We start from the raw sequence: 17,440 nt of genomic DNA on the forward strand, positions 1-17,440 counted from the left end.
ATATCAAAGTGATATCACGCTTGTTCAGCAAGTCGCGCATTTTTGGTTTATTTCCAATTGGCTGTCAAGGTAAGCTATCGGCCCACCGTAACCTGAGTTTTGGGCCAAACAGGTTTTCTGACCTATTGGTCAGGGTGCCGGTGGATGTCGTTTGAAACTGACAGAGTTCGGCTAAAGTTACCGAACATCGGACATTCAGTTGATTTTTCAGGGATTGGAAGCGAATCGCGTTATCTGCGCAAGGCCTGAAGCGGGTCCGCAGGCGATTCAGGATGTTGCTAAGGAGGCGTGATGTCGCTGAGTCTGACTATTACCAGTTATCACAAGATTACCCCTGGCCAATGTCCTGAAAAGTTCATCGAATCAGGTGCCATCAGCATTGGACGTGGCCCCGGTAATGATTGGGTATTGCCCGATCCGGAACGTCTGGTCTCTTCGCAACATTGTGTCATTCAATATAAAGATGGTCGCTACTACCTCACTGATAACAGTACGAATGGTGTCGAATTAATTCACGCCGGTATTCGTTTGCGTCGCGGTAACAGTGAGCCGCTGATGGATGGCGAAGTGATCCGCATTGGCGAGTACGAGATTCAGGCGCGCATCGATTCAAGCTTCAAAATGGAAGATGGCAATCCGTTAAGTCGCGATGCCTCCAACAGCTTCGAGGCGCTGATGGCCAATCAGGCTGGCGCCGCCCCTACTCCTTCAGTTCCTGCCGCGCCTGCGTTCATCCAGGGGGCCTCGAGCAACGATACCCTCCCTGACCTGTTCGATTTTCTTGCACCGGCAAGCATTGCACCGGTGACCCAGCCCGATCATGTGCCTGCCCAACAGCATGACTTTCGCCCACCAACGCCAGTGCCACCTGTTGTGCCAGCGCCGGCGAGCCCCGGGGTCATCCCCGAAGACTGGGACCTGTTCGCCGAACCTTCAGCTCCCACGCCCGCTCCTGTAGCCGCGCCGGCCGCGACCGCAATGCCCGCTCCGGCGCCCGTTGCCGAAGCCGTTGCGCAGCCCGCCCCGGCGCCCGTTGTCGAAGCCCTTGCGCAGCCTGCCGACTCAAGTGCGTTGGTCCAGGCATTCCTGCGCGGTGCAGGTCTTGAGCAGTTGCGAATCGACAGCGCCCAGGTAGAGGCGCAGATGGAAGCCCTCGGCCGTAGCTACCGGCTGATGGTCGAGGGTCTGATCGATGTACTGCGTGCGCGCAGCAGCCTCAAGGGTGAGTTCCGCATGCAGCAGACCATGATCCGCCCGGCGGAAAACAACCCGCTCAAGTTCGCTCCGAATGCCGACGAAGCGTTGTTGCTGCTGCTGCGGCACGGCAATCACGCGTTCATGGCGCCGGATCAGGCAGTACGCGACAGCTTCGACGACCTGCGCGCGCATCAGTTGGCTGTGATGGCGGGTGTTGAAGCGGCCATCAAGCACCTGCTCGCACGCTTCGAGCCGGCACAGCTGGAGTCGCGGTTAGGCGAGCCGGCCGGCCTGTCGAAACTGTTCGGCAGCTCGCGCCAGGCGCAGTACTGGCAGCAGTTCACCGAGCTGTACAGCAAGATCTCCGGGGAAGCCGAAGACGACTTCCAGGACCTGTTCGGGCGCGAGTTCAGCCGCGCCTATGAGGAGCACAGCGCGCGTCTGCAACGCTCCTGAAACAAACGGAAAGTGCCACGTCATTGAGGACGCAGGATGATTCGAACAATGCTGATGGCGGCGGTGACCACACTGCTGCTCAGTGGTTGTAGCAAGGATGAAGTCGCAGCACCGGTCCAGCCCGAGGTGGCAGGGCCTACCAGCGTGACCTTGTATTTCAGTGCCGCCGCCGGGCTCAACCCGGGCGCCAACGGCCAGGCCGCGCCTGTGCGCGTGCGCATTTTCGAACTGAAGAACAGCGCCAACTTCAACCGCGCCGATTATTTCGCCCTGGCCGAACGTGCTCCGGCGACCCTGGGCGCCGACCTGGTCGATCAGGACGAAGTGCTGGTGCAGCCTGGTGAGCAACTGCGTATCGAGCGCCCGCTGAGCCCGACCACCCGCCAGATCGGCCTGGTGGTCGGCTACCGCGAGGTCGATCAGGCGCAGTGGCGCAGCCTGCTGCCCGTGCCGCCGCTGGATTACCAGATCAGCCTCGATGTCCGCGCTGTGCGCAGCGCTGCCCATACCTCCCCAACCAGTACCGCCCAATAGGCGATCGGAGAAGCCATGTCCTGGAACAATCGTGTGGTCTGGTCGGAAGGCATGTTCCTCGGAACCCAGCACTTTCAACAGCATGACCGTTATCTCGAAAATCTGATCGATGCCCGCAGCCGGCCACTGTCGGCGGGCGCCTGGGGTTTTTCCGAGCTGCTGATCGACCAGGGCCTGCTGGCCCAGGGGAAACTGGCCATCGTTTCGGCTCGGGGCCTGCTGCCTGACGGCACACCTTTCAACATTCCCCAGGATGACTTGGCGCCAAGCCCGCTGAACATCGATGACAACCTGCGTGATGGCCTCGTGTACCTGGCCTTGCCGCTCAAGCGCGCCGGTGCCCGCGATACGGTCGACGAGGGCGAGACGCTGGGCGGTGCGCGCTATGTCAGCCGGGTGGCCGAAGTGCGCGACGACAACGCGCCGTTCGAGAATCGCTCGCCGGTCGCTCTCGGTTCCCGTGCCCTGCGCCTGATTACTGCCGAAGAGGGCCTGAGCGACTATGCCGCGCTGGGCCTGGTACGTATCAAGGAAAAGCGCGCCGACCGCGCCCTGGTCCTGGATGACAGCTATATCGCGCCAGTGCTGGATGTATCGGCGAGCAAGAGCCTGTCGGCATTTCGCAGCGAACTGCTGGGCCTGCTGCATCAACGCGGCGAAGCGCTGGCCGGGCGGGTGGTAGCCTCGGGTGCCGGCGGCGCTTCGGAAATCGCCGACTTCATGCTCCTGCAACTGGTCAACCGCGCCCAACCGCTGGTCGAACACCTGAGCCAGTTGAGCCCGTTGCACCCGGAGCGGCTTTACAGCGAGCTGGTCAGCCTGGCCGGTGAGTTCGCCACCTTCTGTGCCAGCAACCGTCGCCCGGGCGAGTTCCCGGTGTACCAGCATGATGACCTGGCAGCGAGCTTCGCCCCGGTCATGCAGGCGCTGCGCGAAGCCCTGTCGATGTTGATCGACAGCAAGGCCACGCCCATCCCGATCGTCGAGAAGGCCTACGGCATTCACGTGGCCATGCTGGCTGACCGCAGCCTGCTCGATAACGCCAGCTTCATCCTCGTGGTGCGCGCCGACGTGCCGAGCGAGACCCTGCGCGGGCGCTTTGCCCAGCAAAGCAAGATCGGTGCGGTCGAACACATTCGTGACCTGGTCAACCTGCAACTGCCGGGCATCGGCCTGCTGCCGTTGCCGGTGGCGCCACGGCAGATCCCGTTCCATGCCGGCTCCACCTACTACGAACTCGATCGCGGCAGCGAGCATTGGCAGCAACTGCAGAACGCCGGGGGCTTTGCTTTCTACGTCGCCGGCGAGTTCCCGGGGCTGAACCTGTCCTTCTGGGCCATCCGAGGATAAGCCGCGATGCAGCCTAACGACCCGTCGGCACCGCCGGCCAACGACCGCACCCAGTTCATGCCGCGCCCCGGTGGCCGTGGCCCACAGGCGGATATGCCTGAGCCGGCTGCGCCGCCGTCGATGCCGGCACAGCCGTTGCCCGGTGGCCAGGCACTTGGCCTGAACCCGCTGGAAAGCGCCGCCGGCCCGTTGTTGGCATTGCTGACCCGCTTGCGTAGCACCATCGCCCATCCGGCCCCGGCCAGCCTGCGTGCGCAGTTGCTGGCCTATCTGCGTCAGTTCGAAGAGCGCGCCGAAGCCGCCGGGGTGGCGCGTAACGAAGTGCTGCTGGCGCGTTACGCCCTGTGCACCGCTCTCGATGAAGCCGTACTCAGTACGCCTTGGGGCAGCAGCAGCGACTGGGGCAAGCAGAGCCTGCTGATTACCGTGCACAACGAAGCCTGGGGTGGCGAGAAGGTATTTCAGCTGCTTGAACACTGCCTGCAGAGCCCGCGCGAACGTCTGTACCTGCTGGAGTTGCTGTACCTGTGCATGTGCCTGGGCTTTGAAGGCCGCTATCGGGTCATGAACGGTGGCCGTGCTCAGCTCGAAGCCTTGCGCGAACGCACTGCCGCCGCCATTCGCAGTGCCCGGGGCGAGTTCGAGCGCGAACTGTCGCCGCACTGGCGCGGGGTCAGCGTCACCCGTGATCGACTGTCGCAGTTCATGCCGCCCTGGGTGGGCCTGGCCATTGCCCTGGCGCTGTTACTGGCATTGCTGTTTGCCCTGCGCTTCATGCTCGCCGCCGACGCCGAGCCGGTATTCAAGAACATTCATGCCCTGGGCGAGATCCCGGTGCAAGCCATCGATCGCCCGGTGACCCAGCCAAAACCAGTGGAACGGCCACGGCTGGCGGGCTTCCTGGCCAGCGATATCAAGGCCGGGCGGGTCAGCGTCGAAGACGCCGTCGACCGCTCGGTGGTGACCATCCGCGGCGACGAACTGTTCGCCTCGGCCAGCACCAGCATCAATGACAGCTTGCAGCCATTGATGCTGCGCATCGCCGATGCCATTGGCCAGGTCAAGGGCCAGGTGCGGATCACCGGCCACAGTGACAACCGGCCGATTGCGACCTTGCGCTTCCCGTCCAACTGGGCGCTGTCCCAGGCCCGCGCCGAGCAGGTCCAGCAGATTCTGGCAGCCAAGACCGGCCAGCCTGCGCGCTTCACCGCACAGGGCCTGAGCGATACCGAACCACTGGCACCGAACAACACGGCCGAAGGCCGGGCAAAGAACCGCCGGGTTGAAATCACTGTATTGGCGGAGGGGGTCGAGTGAAGGCGTTTTTCGGTTTTGTCATTCGCTGGGTCATCCCGGTGCTGGGTCTGATCGCCCTGAGCCTGATCATCTGGTTCGTCGGGCCGTTGTGGGATGTGCTGATTCCGGCGGGTCGCCGCTGGGCCCTGATTGCCCTGCTGTTTGCGTTGTGGCTCGGCTATCGCCTGTGGCGCATTGTCCAGGCCCGCCGCCAGGCGGAAGAGGTCATGCGCAGCCTGGCCGCAGAAACCGCCCCGGACCCTGCCAGCGTTGCTACCGCCGAGGAGCTGGCGACCTTGCGCCAGCGCATGGACGAAGCCCTGGCGCTGCTGAAAAAGGCCCGCCTCGGTGGTGACGAGCGGCGCAATCTGTACGAGCTGCCGTGGTACGTGATCATCGGTCCGCCGGGCTCGGGCAAGACCACGGCGCTGGTCAATTCCGGCCTGCATTTCCCTCTGGCGGCACAGCTTGGCGCCGGGGCAATTCGCGGTGTTGGCGGCACCCGCAACTGCGACTGGTGGTTTACCGACCAGGCTGTGCTGCTCGACACCGCAGGCCGCTACACCACTCAGGACAGCCACGCCCAGGTCGACAAGGCTGCCTGGCTGGGCTTTCTCGACCTGCTGAAGAAGCAGCGCTCGCGTCGGCCGATCGATGGCGCCTTCATTGCCATCAGCCTGTCCGACCTGCTGCTGGGCAGCGACGCGGAACGTGCCGCCCACGCGGCGGCCATCCGCTCGCGCATCCAGGAGCTGTATAGCCAGCTGGGCGTGCGCTTTCCAATCTACCTGATGCTGACCAAGCTCGACCTGGTGCCGGGCTTCATGGAGTTCTTCGACACCCTGAGCAAGGAAGAGCGCGCCCAGGTGTGGGGCATGACCTTTGCCCTGGACGACGACAAGTCGGCTGAAGGGCCGCTGGCGCAGTTCCAGAGTGAGTTCGCCGGCCTTGAGCAACGCCTCAACGAGCGGCTGGTCGAGCGCCTGCAGCAAGAGCGCGATCCGGCGCGGCGCGATCTGGTCTATGGCTTTGTTCAGCAGTTCGCTGCCTTGCGCTCGAACCTGCAGAGTTTCCTCGACGGCGTGTTCAAGCCCAATGCCTATGAAGAGCGCGCGTTGTTGCGTGGCGTGTACTTCACCAGCGGCACCCAGGAAGGCAGCCCGATCGACCGGCTGATCGGCGCCATGGCCCAGAGCATGGGCCTGGACCGTCAGCACCTGGCGCGCCAGACCGGCACCGGCCGCAGTTACTTCATCGAAAAACTGTTCAGCGCCGTGGCCTTTGCCGAGCGCGGGCTGGTCGGGGTCAACCCGAAGGTCGAGCGCCGGCGCAAATGGCTGGCCCGTGCTGCACTCGCGGCCAGCGTTGCCCTGGTAGTGCTGGTCGGCAGCGTGTGGGCGCTGAGCTATCGCGCCAACCAGGCTTACATCGCCCAGGTCGAGCGTAAGCTCGCGCCGCTGGGGCCAGTCCTGCAAACCCTGAGCCCGGCCCAGCGCGATGTACTGGCGGTACTGCCGCTTCTCAATGCCGTGCGCCATCTGGCCGATGATCCACCGAGCTGGGCAGAAGGCCTGGGGCTGTACCAGGGCGACATGCTCGAAGCCGAGTCGGCCAGCGTCTACCGCAAGCTGCTGATTGCCGTGTTTGCCCCACGCCTGGTTACCCGTATCGAAGAGCAGCTGCACAGTGGCGGTGGCTCCGACTTCCTCTACGAAGGCCTCAAGGCGTATCTGATGCTGGCGGACGGCGAGCACTATGACCCTGATTTCATCAAGGCCTGGGTAACCCTCGACTGGGAGCAGAGCCTGCCCCGTGACCTCTCTCCTGAGCAGCGTGCGGCGCTGGGTGAGCACCTGCAGGCGCTGTTTGAAAAGCGTCCGCCGAATGCGCGCCTGGATGCCAACCTGATCGAAGACCTGCGTCGCCAGCTGCAGCAGTTGCCGGTGGCCCAGCGCGTCTATGACCGGGTCAAACGGCAGAAACTGCCAGACGGCGTCAGCGATTTTCGCCTGAGCGAAGCCGCCGGCCGCGATGCTGCGCTGGTGTTCAGCCGCAAGAGCGGCAAGCCGTTGGGCGAGCCATTGAGCGGGCTGTTCACCGTCGAGGGTTATCGCAAGGCGTTCCTCGCCACCAGCCTGCAACACAGCAACACCCTGGCCGAAGAGCGCTGGGTGCTGGGCCGCGAGCAGGCCGATGAAGGTGATGTAAGCAGCCTGGCTGCCGACGTGCGCCGCCTGTATTTTGCCGACTACATCCGCCACTGGGACGCACTGCTGGCCGATATCGACTTCGTGCCGATCACCAGCGTGGCCCAGGCCGCCGATGTATTGCGGGTGATTTCCGGGCCGACTTCGCCGCTGAAAAAACTGCTGGCCGCCGTGGCCAAGGAAACCAACCTGCAACAGCAGGACCCGCTCGCCGCCGCCCAGGCTAAAGCCAGCGAGGCCGGTGTCGATCAGCTCAAGCAACGCCTGGGTAACCTGCTGGGCCAGGATGCACCGGCAGATATCCGTCAGGCGCAACACAACGAGGATCCGGTCACCGCGCACTTTGCCGAACTGGCCAGCCTGGTCAGCAAGGGCGAGGGGGAGCCTGCGGCCATCGATGGCCTGCTCACCGACATGAACGCCTTGTACGTGCAGGTCAGTGCCATGGTCGGTGCCAGTGGTGACGCCTTGCTCGGTGAGGCCAAGAACCAGGCCACTGCCGCCGCCAATCGTGTCAGCCTCACCGCACAACGCCAGCCGCCGATGGTCCAGGGCCTGGTCAAGTCGGTCGTCAGCTCGACCACCAACACCATGATGGGCGGCGTGCGCAATCAACTGAACGCCGCCTGGGTCAGTGAAGTGGTCAACGTTTATCGCCAGTCCCTGAGCGGCCGTTACCCGTTGGCACCGGGCAGCTCGCGGGATGCCACGCTGGACGACTTTGGCCAGTTTTTCGGCGTTGGCGGGGTGATGGACAGCTATTTCCGCAAGTACCTGCAGCCGTACGTCGATACCTCGGCCAACCCGTGGCGCTGGCAGCCGGGTGCGGCGCAGAAACTCGGCATCGGCCCTGGTGTGCTGCACACCTTCCAGCGCTCGGCGGCGATTCGCGATGCGTTCTTCCGCTCCGGCGGCATGCAGCCGACCGTGCGCTTCGAGCTCAAGCCGGTGGCCATGGACGCCTCGATCACCCAGTTTTTGCTCGACCTCGACGGCCAGCAGATCAGCTATGACCACGGCCCGAGCCGACCGGTAGCAATGCAGTGGCCGAACCCCAACAGTATCGGCGTGGTCCGCCTGTCGATCATGCCGCCGTCGGCCAACGGCCGTTCCGGCCTGACCCTGGAAGGGCCGTGGGCCTGGTTCCGCTTGCTCGATCAATCCGATCTGGTGGCCGGCAACGGCCCGGATCGCTTCAGCCTGCGCCTGCGCGTCGACGGTGCCAGCGTGTCTTACGAACTGCGCGCCAACAGCGCTTTCAACCCGTTCAAGAGCCGCGTGCTCAGCGGCTTCAGCCTGCCGGAGCGGTTGTGATGGGTGGCGTTGGCTTCTACGGCAAGCTGGCCAGCCGTGGCGACTTTGTCAGCCGCGGCTTGCCGCAGAGCTTCATCCAGCCCTGGGACCAGTGGCTGGCGGCGGGGCTTATGGCCAGCCAGCAGCAGTTGGCCGAGCACTGGTTGCCGGCCTATCTGGTCAGCCCCTTGTGGCGCTTTGCCTTGGCCCCGGGGGTCTGCGGGCCAGAGGCTGTAGTGGGCGTGCTGATGCCCAGCATCGACCGGGTAGGGCGCTATTTCCCTCTTACCCTGGCTCAGGTTCTGGCGTCGGATGAGTCGCTGGCGGCGGTGGTCAGTGGCCCGGATGACTGGTTCGAGCACGGCGAAGCGCAGCTGTTGGCCACCCTGGAACCCCTGGCTGGTTTCGAGGCGTTCGATGCGGCGGTCCAGGGCTTTTCCGCACCCCGCATCAGTGCCGTTTCGAGTCCGGCGGTTGCTGGCTTGCAGCGCTTTGCGGCAGTGACCCCCGAGGCCCGCCAGGCCGCTTTGGCCGAAAGTGCCTGCGCCGGCATGAGCCTGTGGTGGGGGCGGGGTTCGGAGCATATCGAGGCGGGATTGTTGCGTTGTGCCGGTCTGCCGCGCAGCGAGGATTTCGCCAGTTTTCTTTTGGGTAGTGAGGCGGCGCGCTAGATGACGGCTTTGCATTACACCGCAGCCAGCTACAGCCATGTCGGCATGGTGCGCAGCATCAACGAAGACGCCTGCCTGGACCTTGGCAGTGAAGGCCTGTGGGCGGTTGCCGATGGCATGGGCGGGCATGCGGCGGGCGATTACGTCAGTTGCCTGATCGTCGATACCTTGCGCCAGTTGCCGGCAACGCATTCCCTGGATGAATACGCCCAGGTGCTGCGCGAGCGGCTGTCGGCGGTCAATGCAGCGGTGCGCGAAGAAAGCGTCCGGCGTGGCGTGACGATGATGGGTAGCACCCTGGTGCTTTTGGCTGTGCGTGGTGACCAGGGTATCTGCCTGTGGGCCGGTGACAGCCGCCTGTACCGCTTGCGCGACGGGCGCCTGGAGGGCATCTCCCGCGATCACAGTTACGTGCAGGAACTGCAGGACAGCGGCCTGCTCAGCGAGGCCGAAGCGCGGGTGCACCCGCGGGCCAATATCGTCACCCGGGCGATTGGTGTCGAGCCCGAGCTTGAGCTTGAGGCCGTGTCACTGCAGATCTTCCCCGGCGATACCTACCTGTTGTGCAGCGACGGCCTCAACAAGACTGCCGAAGACCATGAAATCCGCGAAGTGCTGGGCCACAGCGACCCCTACCAGGTGGTCCGCAGCCTGGTGCACCTGGGCCTGACCCGGGGCGCCCCCGACAACATTACCGCCGTCGTCATCAAGGCCGGTTGAAGACCAAGCACATGGACAAAGTGATTCCCGGATACGACATCGACGGCGAGATTGGCGAAGGCGCCATGGCTACCGTCTACCTGGCCACCCAACGCTCGCTGGAGCGTAAGGTGGCCCTGAAGGTCATGGCTGCGGCCCTGGCTGCCGACCCGACCTTCTGCGAGCGCTTCTTGCGCGAAGGCCGCACCCTGGCGCGGCTGTCGCACCCGCACACGGTGACCATCCACGACATCGGCAATGTCGGCGAGCTGTACTACATGGCCATGGAGTACCTGCCCAATGGCACGCTCAAGGAGCGCATTGCCGCCGGGGTGACACCGGAGCAGGGCCTGCTGTATATCCGCCAGATCGCTTCAGCCCTGGGCTACGCCCATGCCCAGGGCCTGGTGCACCGTGATGTGAAACCGGCCAACATTCTCTTTCGCGCCGATGGCACTGCGGTGCTGTCGGACTTCGGCATCGCCAAGTCGCTGGATGACCGGACCCAGTTCACCCAGGCCGGTTTCGCTGTTGGCACCCCGAGCTACATGAGCCCGGAGCAGGCGCGTGGCCAGGACATCGACGGCCGCGCCGATCTCTATGCCCTGGGTGTGGTGTTTTACGAGATGCTGGTTGGCAAGCTGCCATACAGCGGCAACGACGCACTGTCGACGGCACTGGCGCATTTGACCGAGCCGTTGCCGGAGTTGCCGATCGAGCACGGCCGCTATCAGGAAATTCTTCGTGGCCTGCTGGCCAAGGACCCGGCCGAGCGCTTTGCCGATGCCGAGACCTTGCTGGCGGCGCTCGATCGGCTGCCAGCACAAGATACTCAAAGCACGTTGATCCAGCCGCTGCCAATTGCCAGCCCGGTGACGCCTGTAGCGGTGGCGCCGCCACAGGCGCCTCCAACGCCGAAATCAGAACCCATCGCCAAGGCATCGCCACCGGCAGCCCCGCGCAAGCGCCCGGCAGTGGCCTTGCTTGCCATTGCGATCGCTGCGGCGCTGGGCCTGAGTGGGGTTGGTTATTGGGTTATGAGTGGCGATGAACAGGTCGCTGATTCCCAGCCGGTGCAAACCAGCGAACCGGCACCACAGACGCCTCCGAGCGCAAGCAATGACGACAATCGCCCGCTGTTGATGGCCGGCAAGAAAACCCTGTTCCAGCGCGTGCTGAGCAAGCCCGGCGCCCAGGTCGTCAGCCAGCCGGGCGCCACGCCCAGCGATACCTTGCCGGCGTTTACCGTGCTCTACGTCTACCAGCGTCAGGACCTCAACGGCAGCCCCTGGCTTCAGGTCGGCACCGCCAGTGATGGTCGCCGCGACGGCTGGTTGCCGGCCTCCCAGGTTAGCGACTGGAAGCAGAGCCTGGTACTCAAGTTCACCGAACGCTCGGGGCGCGCACCGGTGATGTTCCTGCGCCAGTCCGATGAGCTGGAACGCTTGCTCGGCGATACCTCGGCGGCCCGCGCCGAACTGCTCAAGGCGCAAAACACTCCGGACGCAGTACCGCAAGTGATGGCCCTGGAACCCAGCGCCAGCGCCGTGCCTCAAGACCAGTTCTACCTGATGCCGATCTTCGAGGCGCGCGAGAGCTTCGACGAAAACGGCCAGCCGCTGCAGCTGCTCAATGTCGCCTCCATCGACCCTGGCAGCAGCGCGCGCAGCAGCCAACCCAAGGCCGCCGGTATGGCGTCCTCCAGCGACGCGTTCCGTACCGCCGTGGTGCTGGTGGTGGATACGTCGGTATCGATGCAGCCCTATATCGATCAGGTGCGCCAGGTGGTGCACGAGCTGCATGGGCAGATCTCGCGCCGTGGTGAGCTGGATAACGTCAGCTTCGGCCTGGTCGGCTTTCGCAACAACACCACGCGCACGCCGGCCCTGGAATACCTGACCAAGACCTTGGTAACCCTGGACCAGGGCCGCGATCCCGAGCGCTTCCTGAAGCTGGCCGAACAGGTCAAGGCCACCAATGTCTCCAGCCACTCGTTCAACGAAGACGCCTTTGCCGGGATCATGCAGGCGGTCGACGGCATGGACTGGTCCGGTTATGGCGGGCGCCTGATTCTGCTGGTCAGCGACGCCGGCTCCCTGCGCAAGAACGACCGCTACAGCAGCACCCAGATGAACGAAGCCGAAGTGCGCCAGGCGGCCCTGAGCAAGCAGATCAAGATCTACGCCCTGCACCTGCGCACCGAAGCGGGCAAGAAGAACCACGCCTACGCCGAGCAGCAGTACCGGGTGTTGACTGCCGATGCCAACCCGCAGATCGGCGACCTGTATGTGTCGGTGCCCGGTGGCGATGTGAACAAGTTTGGCGAGCGGGTGCGCGAGATCGGCTCGAGCTTCGCCGACCTGGTCCACCAGGTACGCAGCAACCCGGCACAACCGGCACCGCTGCTGGCTGCTTCGCCAAGCGTTGCGGATAAATCAGCCGCCATTGGCTATGCCATGCACATGGACTTTCTCGGCCGCAAGAGCGCCAGCCAGGCCCCGCAACTGGTCAGCGCCTGGACCTCCGACCGCGACCTGACCAACCCGGCGCTGCCGACCCTGCAGGTCTGCGTGATGCTCACCAAGCTGCAACTCAACGACCTGCAGCAATCGCTGAAGCTGATCGTCGATGCCGCGCGCAAGACCCGCACTTCGCCCAAGGATTTCTTCCAGGAAATCGCCAGCGCCAGTGCCTACATGAGCCGCGACCCGGCGGCCCTGCGCAAGGGCGCCAACCTCGCCGAAGGCGGTGTGCTGGGCGAATACCTGGAGGGCCTGCCGTACCGCAGCAAATCCCTGAGCATGACCCAGGACCTGTGGTTGTCGCTCAGCGTTGGCGAACAGGAGGACTTTATCGACGAGCTGGATTCGAAGATCCGCCTGTACGAAACCTTCCATAACGACATGGCCAACTGGGTGCGCTTCGGCAATGCCGAGCCCGGTGATGCCTTGTACCGTGTGCCGTTGTCGACGCTGCCGTGATGATCAGCCTGCAAGCGCTGCGCAAAACCCGCGGCCTCGGCAGCCAGCGCTACAGCCTGGAGATCGAGCGCCTGGAACTGCGCGCCGGTCAGCAGCTGGCCCTGGTCGGCCCTAGCGGCTGCGGCAAGAGCACCTTGCTCGACCTGCTGGCCTTGGTGCTGCAGCCGGATCAGGCCGAGCGCTTCGTGTTCAGCACCGACTCGCACACTTACGACATTCAGCAACTGTGGCGCGAGCAGCGCCAGGACCGGCTGGCGCACCTGCGCCGCCGGCATCTGGGCTATGTGCTGCAGGCGGGGGGCTTGCTGGGCTTTCTCGATGTACGCAGCAATATCGCCCTGCCGCGCCAGGTGCTTGGCCTGGGCGATGACGGCAGCGTGCAGCGCCTGGCCGAGCAACTGGAAATTGACGACCAGCTCGACAAGCAGCCGAACGCGCTGTCGGTCGGCCAGCGCCAGCGGGTCAGTTGTGCCCGTGCCCTGGCGCATAACCCCGACCTGTTGTTGGCCGATGAGCCGACCGCGGCCCTTGATCCACTCAATGCCGAGCGGGTGATGCAGCTGTTGCTGCGTCAGGCGCAAGCGCGGCAGGTGGCCTGCCTGATCGCTACCCACGACGAGGCGCTGGCCCGCGATGCCGGCTTGCAGGTGTTGCGCATGATCTGCCGCCGCGATGCCGACGGCGGTGTCACCGCCACGCTGGAGGGCCAGCCCTGATGCGCCCGATGCTGATCGCTGCCCTGGCCTGGCGGGACTACCGCAACGACGCGCGCCTGTCCGCTTGCAGCGTGCTGGCGCTGGTGGCGGTGATCGCGCCGTTGCTGGTGTTGTTCGGTTTGAAGTTCGGCCTGGTCAGCAGCCTGACCGAGCGCTTGGAGCGCGACCCGGCGGTGCGTGAAATCATCCCGTTGGGCGGTGGTCGTTTCAGCGCTGATTTCGTTGCCGAACTGGCTGAGCGTCACGATGTGGCATTCGCCTTGCCGCGGACCCGACAAATTGCCGCAACCGCTGATCTGGTGCTGTCTGCGCGCAAGGTGGTGGTCAATGTCGAGATGATCCCGACGGCGCTCCGCGACCCGCTTCTGCAGGGGCTGCAAATCCCCAACGGCATCGACCAGATCGTCCTCAGCCGCACGGCGGCGGAGAAGCTTGGCGCTCAGGCAGGCGACTCGCTTGAGGCGTCGTTCAGCCGCCAGCTGGCCGGGCAGATTCAGGCTCAACGCACCACCTTGAAGGTCTTGGCCGTATTGCCGCTGGAAGCCTTCGAGCGTGACGCCTTGTTCGCGCCTCTGGCGCTGCTGGAAGCTGCCGAAGACTACCGCGATGGCCGCGCCGTACCCGCCTTTGCCTGGGAAGGGGAGGCCAAGGCCGGCGAGGCGCAACGGGTCTATCCGGCCTTTCGCCTGTATGCGCGCAACCTCACCGATGTCGAGCCGTTGCGCCGCTTCTTTGCCGACCGCCAGTTGCTGGTCTCGACCCAGGCCCCGGCCATTGCCCAGGTGCAGTCGTTGAGCCGCAACCTGACCCTGGTGTTCTGGATCATCGCCGCGCTGGCAGTGGCTGGCGCGTTCGCGGCTATCTGCGCTGGCGCCCTGGCTGCGGTCGAGCGCAAGCGCCGCGAGCTATCGGTGATGCGCTTGCTCGGTTTCAGCACGACAGCCTTGCTGGCTTTTGTGGTGCTCCAGGCGCTGTACAGCGGTGTGTTCGCCGCGGTGCTGGGCGCCACGCTGTATGCCCTGGCCGAAAGCGGCCTCAACCAGTTGTTCATGCAGATGCCCGGCGAGTACGCCAGCCATCTGCTCCCGTCGCATTACCTCGTTGCCTTGCTCGCTGTGCTGTTGGCCAGCGCGGCCGCTGCCGCCCTGGGGGGCTGGCGCGTGGCACGAATAGACGCTTGTGAAGGAATTCGAGATGTTTGACCGCCGCTTCCCCGCCCTGGCGCTGATCGTCGCCGCCCTGAGCCTGGTGTCCTGCGCCCAGGCCGAGGACGACCCCAAGCCTGCCAGCAACAAGCTGGACAACCCCAAGCCGCTGGCCGACGACATCAGCCTGCCGCTGCCGTGCGACGGCGAGATGGTCTTCCGCCACGTCTACGTGCTGGCCCAGGGCAGCCTCGATGACCGTGAAGTGAACCTCGGCTATCCGTTCAGCGAAGGCGAGGCGGGCTACAAACAGTCGTTTATTTCCGGCTATCGCCGCGACTTCATCAACGGCCAGTTCAGCCTGCAGGACCTGTCCACTGACTGGAAAAAACGCATCAGCCCAAGCCTGCCGAAAACCGAGGCCGGCAGTCCGCTGAAACCGATGATGTACTTCATTGGCAAGTACGAAGTCACTGCCCGCCAGTACGCGCAGGTGATGGCGCAGGCCCAGTCGCTGGCCAGCGGCGAACCGGCGCCGGCCTGCGAGGCACCGACTGGCATGGCCGGGCGCCTGCCCAAGGTCAAACTGTCACGTTTTGAGGCTGAGCGTTTTTCTGCGGTCTACAGCGCCTGGCTGATGAAGAACCACCGCGATCTGCTGCCGGTCAGTGGCCGTGGCAAGAAGGCTGAGGATGGCGGTATCGGTTTTGTGCGCCTGCCGACCGAAGTGGAATGGGAATTTGCTGCCCGTGGTGGCTCTGCCGTCAGTCGCCAGGAGCTGGAAGGCCGGCTGTTCCCGCGACGCCTTGAGGGCAGTGAAAGCGACGGGCCGCTGGCTGATTGGGCAGTGTTCAATCAGGTTGCCGGCGGCACCGGCCAGGCCGCGCGCCTGACCCCGATCGGCACCAAACTGCCCAACCCGTTGGGGCTGTTCGACGTTGTCGGCAACGCTGCGGAAATGGTCCAGGAGTCGTTCCAGCTGGTGCATGCCGGGCGCCGCCAGGGTGCTTATGGCGGCTTCGTGGTCAAGGGCGGCAATTACCTGGAAGGCGAGGGCACGCTGTTCACCGGCATGCGTCGCGAGTACCCGCTGTTCGGCGCCGATGGCACTGAGCAAAGCAATGAAACTACAGGTTTCCGTGTAGCCATTGGCGCCCTGTCGGCCCCGCGTTCGCGTTATGAGGAACTGTTCGAGCAGTGGCAGAAAGAGGGCCGCATGGCCTCGCTGACCGACGCCATCGACGACGCCCAGGACCCGACCAAGCGCCTGGACAGCATCATCGCCGCCAGCGTCGACCCGCGCCTGCAAGCGGAGCTTGGCCTGGTCAACGAAGAGCTCAAGCGCAACGTTTCGTTGATCGCCCAACAGCGCGAAGAAGCTGCCGGCAACCTGATCCAGTCGGCGGCGCTGGTGGCCGAGACCATCAACAACTACAACATCCGCCTGACCAACCTGCAGAAGACCCAGCAGCAGGCCAAGGCCTCGGGTGACGAGACCAGCGCCAAACTGTTCGCCGCCGCCATCAACAACGGCCGCAGCGCGCTCGACGGCGCCGTGGCGATCTACATCGACAACCTTGCCACTGGCACGCGCTATACCGATGCGGTGATTCAGGCGCAGTTCCAGCGGGTCAAGGAAGAGCTCAATCGCAAGCCGGTGTTGGGCAAGAGCCTGCTCAGCCGCGCGACCTTGTTCGTCCGTCATGTCGGGGACTATCGCCAGCAACGGCGTGCGGACCCAGCGACGATCTTGAAAGAACTGCTCGCATCAGCTGCTCCGCAATCTTGAGCGGCTGTCGAGCGAGCATCGTAGTGACCGGGGCGACATGAGGTTGTCCCGGGCGTGTTTAAACAGAGAGAGAACCTGACCATGCTTTCAACTCGCAAGCCCTTCTTCACTGCTTCCAACGGCCGGGCCGCGCTGCTGCTGGCGGCCGGTTTCAGCACCGTCCTGCTGACTGGCTGCGCCAGCTCGCCGGCGTCCAAGGTCGGTGCGACGACCAAGGTCGAGTACTACCCGAGCTGCTACGAGCCGGTCCAGCACCTGCGCGCCACCGATTCGGACATGACCAAGTCGGTCGCAACCGGCGCCCTGATCGGTGCCGTCGGCGGCGCGCTGACCGGCGCCCTGACCGGCAACTCCGACACCCGTGGCCGTAACGCTGCCATCGGTGCTGCCGGTGGTGCCCTGGTCGGCGGTGCGGCCGGTTACTACACCGAGCGCCAGAAGCAGATCAGCGACGACAACCAGCGCATCGGCTCTTACGCCACCGACATCAACAAGAGCGCGGCCGACATGGACCGCAGCACCGCTTACGCCAAAGCCTCCCAGGCGTGCTACCAGCGTGAGTTCGCCAACCTGATGGATGGCCGCAAGAGCAACAAGATCAGCGATGGCGAAGGCCGCAAGCGCCTGGCGGAAATCATCGCCGGCCTGCAGGAGTCGAACAACCTGATCACTGCGGTCAACGGCCGTCTGGGTGAGAACCTCAACAACTACACTCAGGCTTACGAGCAAGACCTCAAGCAGGTCGGCGTACCGCGTAACGACGTGGTGATCGTCGCCGAGGCCCAGGCGCCGGTGCTGGCCACCGGCAACGCCAAGAAGACCAACACCGGCAAGACCAAGACTCCGCCACCGGCGAAGAAAAAGCTGCCAGAGGTACCGAAAGAAGCCGTCGCCACCGAGAAGACCCTGCAGGACGCCAATGCCAAGAAGGCTGAAAGCCAGAAGGTTGCCAGCGCCGGCCAGAGCCAGGTCAACAGCATGTGCAAGAACCCGGACATGGGTGACTGGGCACCGGTGCCTTGCCCTAACGTGTAAGGCCTGAACAGCAGCGTCGCCTGGCCTTGTGCTACAAGGCCGGGCGACCTGTGCGCCGTTTCAAGGAAGAC

Annotated in this window: 12 protein-coding genes; all 12 read left to right on the plus strand. The window is 64.5% G+C overall.

Annotated features, from left to right (window positions below):
- Window positions 1-291: 291 nt before the first annotated feature.
- The 12 genes from tagH to tagQ all read left to right on the plus strand — a co-directional run bounded on the left by tagH (window position 292) and on the right by tagQ (window position 17,369).
- On the plus strand, window positions 292-1,653 hold the full coding sequence (gene tagH, locus CCOS864_RS02240) for a type VI secretion system-associated FHA domain protein TagH (RefSeq protein ID WP_115084883.1): 1,362 nt from the start codon (window positions 292-294) through the stop codon (window positions 1,651-1,653).
- A gap of 36 nt (window positions 1,654-1,689) precedes the next feature.
- Window positions 1,690-2,187, plus strand: coding sequence for a type VI secretion system lipoprotein TssJ (tssJ, locus tag CCOS864_RS02245; RefSeq protein ID WP_115084884.1), 498 nt, complete (start codon window positions 1,690-1,692; stop codon window positions 2,185-2,187).
- Between the two features lie 15 nt (window positions 2,188-2,202).
- A complete protein-coding gene (tssK, locus tag CCOS864_RS02250; RefSeq protein WP_115084885.1) occupies window positions 2,203-3,537 on the plus strand; it encodes a type VI secretion system baseplate subunit TssK in 1,335 nt (444 codons plus the stop codon).
- Window positions 3,538-3,543: 6 nt separating this feature from the next.
- Window positions 3,544-4,854, plus strand: a complete 1,311-nt coding sequence (locus tag CCOS864_RS02255; RefSeq protein WP_115084886.1) for a DotU family type VI secretion system protein — start codon at window positions 3,544-3,546, stop codon at window positions 4,852-4,854.
- Window positions 4,851-8,354, plus strand: a complete 3,504-nt coding sequence (gene tssM, locus CCOS864_RS02260) for a type VI secretion system membrane subunit TssM (RefSeq protein WP_115084887.1) — start codon at window positions 4,851-4,853, stop codon at window positions 8,352-8,354. The genes CCOS864_RS02255 and tssM overlap by 4 nt, the downstream gene beginning before the upstream one ends.
- On the plus strand, window positions 8,354-9,004 hold the full coding sequence (gene tagF / locus CCOS864_RS02265; RefSeq protein WP_115084888.1) for a type VI secretion system-associated protein TagF: 651 nt from the start codon (window positions 8,354-8,356) through the stop codon (window positions 9,002-9,004). Before tssM ends, tagF begins: the two co-directional genes overlap by 1 nt.
- Complete coding sequence (locus CCOS864_RS02270; protein WP_115084889.1) at window positions 9,005-9,724, plus strand: PP2C family protein-serine/threonine phosphatase; 720 nt, start codon at window positions 9,005-9,007, stop codon at window positions 9,722-9,724.
- 11 nt (window positions 9,725-9,735) lie between these two features.
- Window positions 9,736-12,684, plus strand: a complete 2,949-nt coding sequence (locus CCOS864_RS02275; RefSeq protein WP_115084890.1) for a serine/threonine-protein kinase — start codon at window positions 9,736-9,738, stop codon at window positions 12,682-12,684.
- The gene (locus CCOS864_RS02280) at window positions 12,684-13,400 is read left to right on the plus strand and encodes an ABC transporter ATP-binding protein (protein WP_115084891.1); all 717 of its coding nucleotides are present in this window, start codon (window positions 12,684-12,686) and stop codon (window positions 13,398-13,400) included. The genes CCOS864_RS02275 and CCOS864_RS02280 overlap by 1 nt, the downstream gene beginning before the upstream one ends.
- Complete coding sequence (locus tag CCOS864_RS02285) at window positions 13,400-14,602, plus strand: FtsX-like permease family protein (protein ID WP_115084892.1); 1,203 nt, start codon at window positions 13,400-13,402, stop codon at window positions 14,600-14,602. The genes CCOS864_RS02280 and CCOS864_RS02285 overlap by 1 nt, the downstream gene beginning before the upstream one ends.
- Window positions 14,595-16,334, plus strand: a complete 1,740-nt coding sequence (locus CCOS864_RS02290) for a formylglycine-generating enzyme family protein (protein WP_115084893.1) — start codon at window positions 14,595-14,597, stop codon at window positions 16,332-16,334. Before CCOS864_RS02285 ends, CCOS864_RS02290 begins: the two co-directional genes overlap by 8 nt.
- Before the next feature lie 81 nt (window positions 16,335-16,415).
- Complete coding sequence (gene tagQ / locus CCOS864_RS02295; protein WP_115084894.1) at window positions 16,416-17,369, plus strand: type VI secretion system-associated lipoprotein TagQ; 954 nt, start codon at window positions 16,416-16,418, stop codon at window positions 17,367-17,369.
- The last annotated feature ends 71 nt before the right edge of the window (window positions 17,370-17,440 follow it).

Origin of the sequence: Pseudomonas wadenswilerensis (assembly GCF_900497695.1) — a bacterium.
Taxonomy (GTDB): Bacteria; Pseudomonadota; Gammaproteobacteria; order Pseudomonadales; family Pseudomonadaceae; genus Aquipseudomonas; species Aquipseudomonas wadenswilerensis.

What these genes read in the sequence shown, in the direction of transcription:
- tagH (WP_115084883.1), top strand. Translation starts at nt 292, where the DNA reads ATGTCGCTGAGTCTGACTATTACCAGTTATCACAAGATTACCCCTGGC.
- tssJ (WP_115084884.1), top strand. Translation starts at nt 1,690, where the DNA reads ATGATTCGAACAATGCTGATGGCGGCGGTGACCACACTGCTGCTCAGT.
- tssK (WP_115084885.1), top strand. Translation starts at nt 2,203, where the DNA reads ATGTCCTGGAACAATCGTGTGGTCTGGTCGGAAGGCATGTTCCTCGGA.
- CCOS864_RS02255 (WP_115084886.1), top strand. Translation starts at nt 3,544, where the DNA reads ATGCAGCCTAACGACCCGTCGGCACCGCCGGCCAACGACCGCACCCAG.
- tagF (WP_115084888.1), top strand. Translation starts at nt 8,354, where the DNA reads ATGGGTGGCGTTGGCTTCTACGGCAAGCTGGCCAGCCGTGGCGACTTT.
- CCOS864_RS02270 (WP_115084889.1), top strand. Translation starts at nt 9,005, where the DNA reads ATGACGGCTTTGCATTACACCGCAGCCAGCTACAGCCATGTCGGCATG.
- CCOS864_RS02275 (WP_115084890.1), top strand. Translation starts at nt 9,736, where the DNA reads ATGGACAAAGTGATTCCCGGATACGACATCGACGGCGAGATTGGCGAA.
- CCOS864_RS02280 (WP_115084891.1), top strand. Translation starts at nt 12,684, where the DNA reads ATGATCAGCCTGCAAGCGCTGCGCAAAACCCGCGGCCTCGGCAGCCAG.
- CCOS864_RS02285 (WP_115084892.1), top strand. Translation starts at nt 13,400, where the DNA reads ATGCGCCCGATGCTGATCGCTGCCCTGGCCTGGCGGGACTACCGCAAC.
- CCOS864_RS02290 (WP_115084893.1), top strand. Translation starts at nt 14,595, where the DNA reads ATGTTTGACCGCCGCTTCCCCGCCCTGGCGCTGATCGTCGCCGCCCTG.
- tagQ (WP_115084894.1), top strand. Translation starts at nt 16,416, where the DNA reads ATGCTTTCAACTCGCAAGCCCTTCTTCACTGCTTCCAACGGCCGGGCC.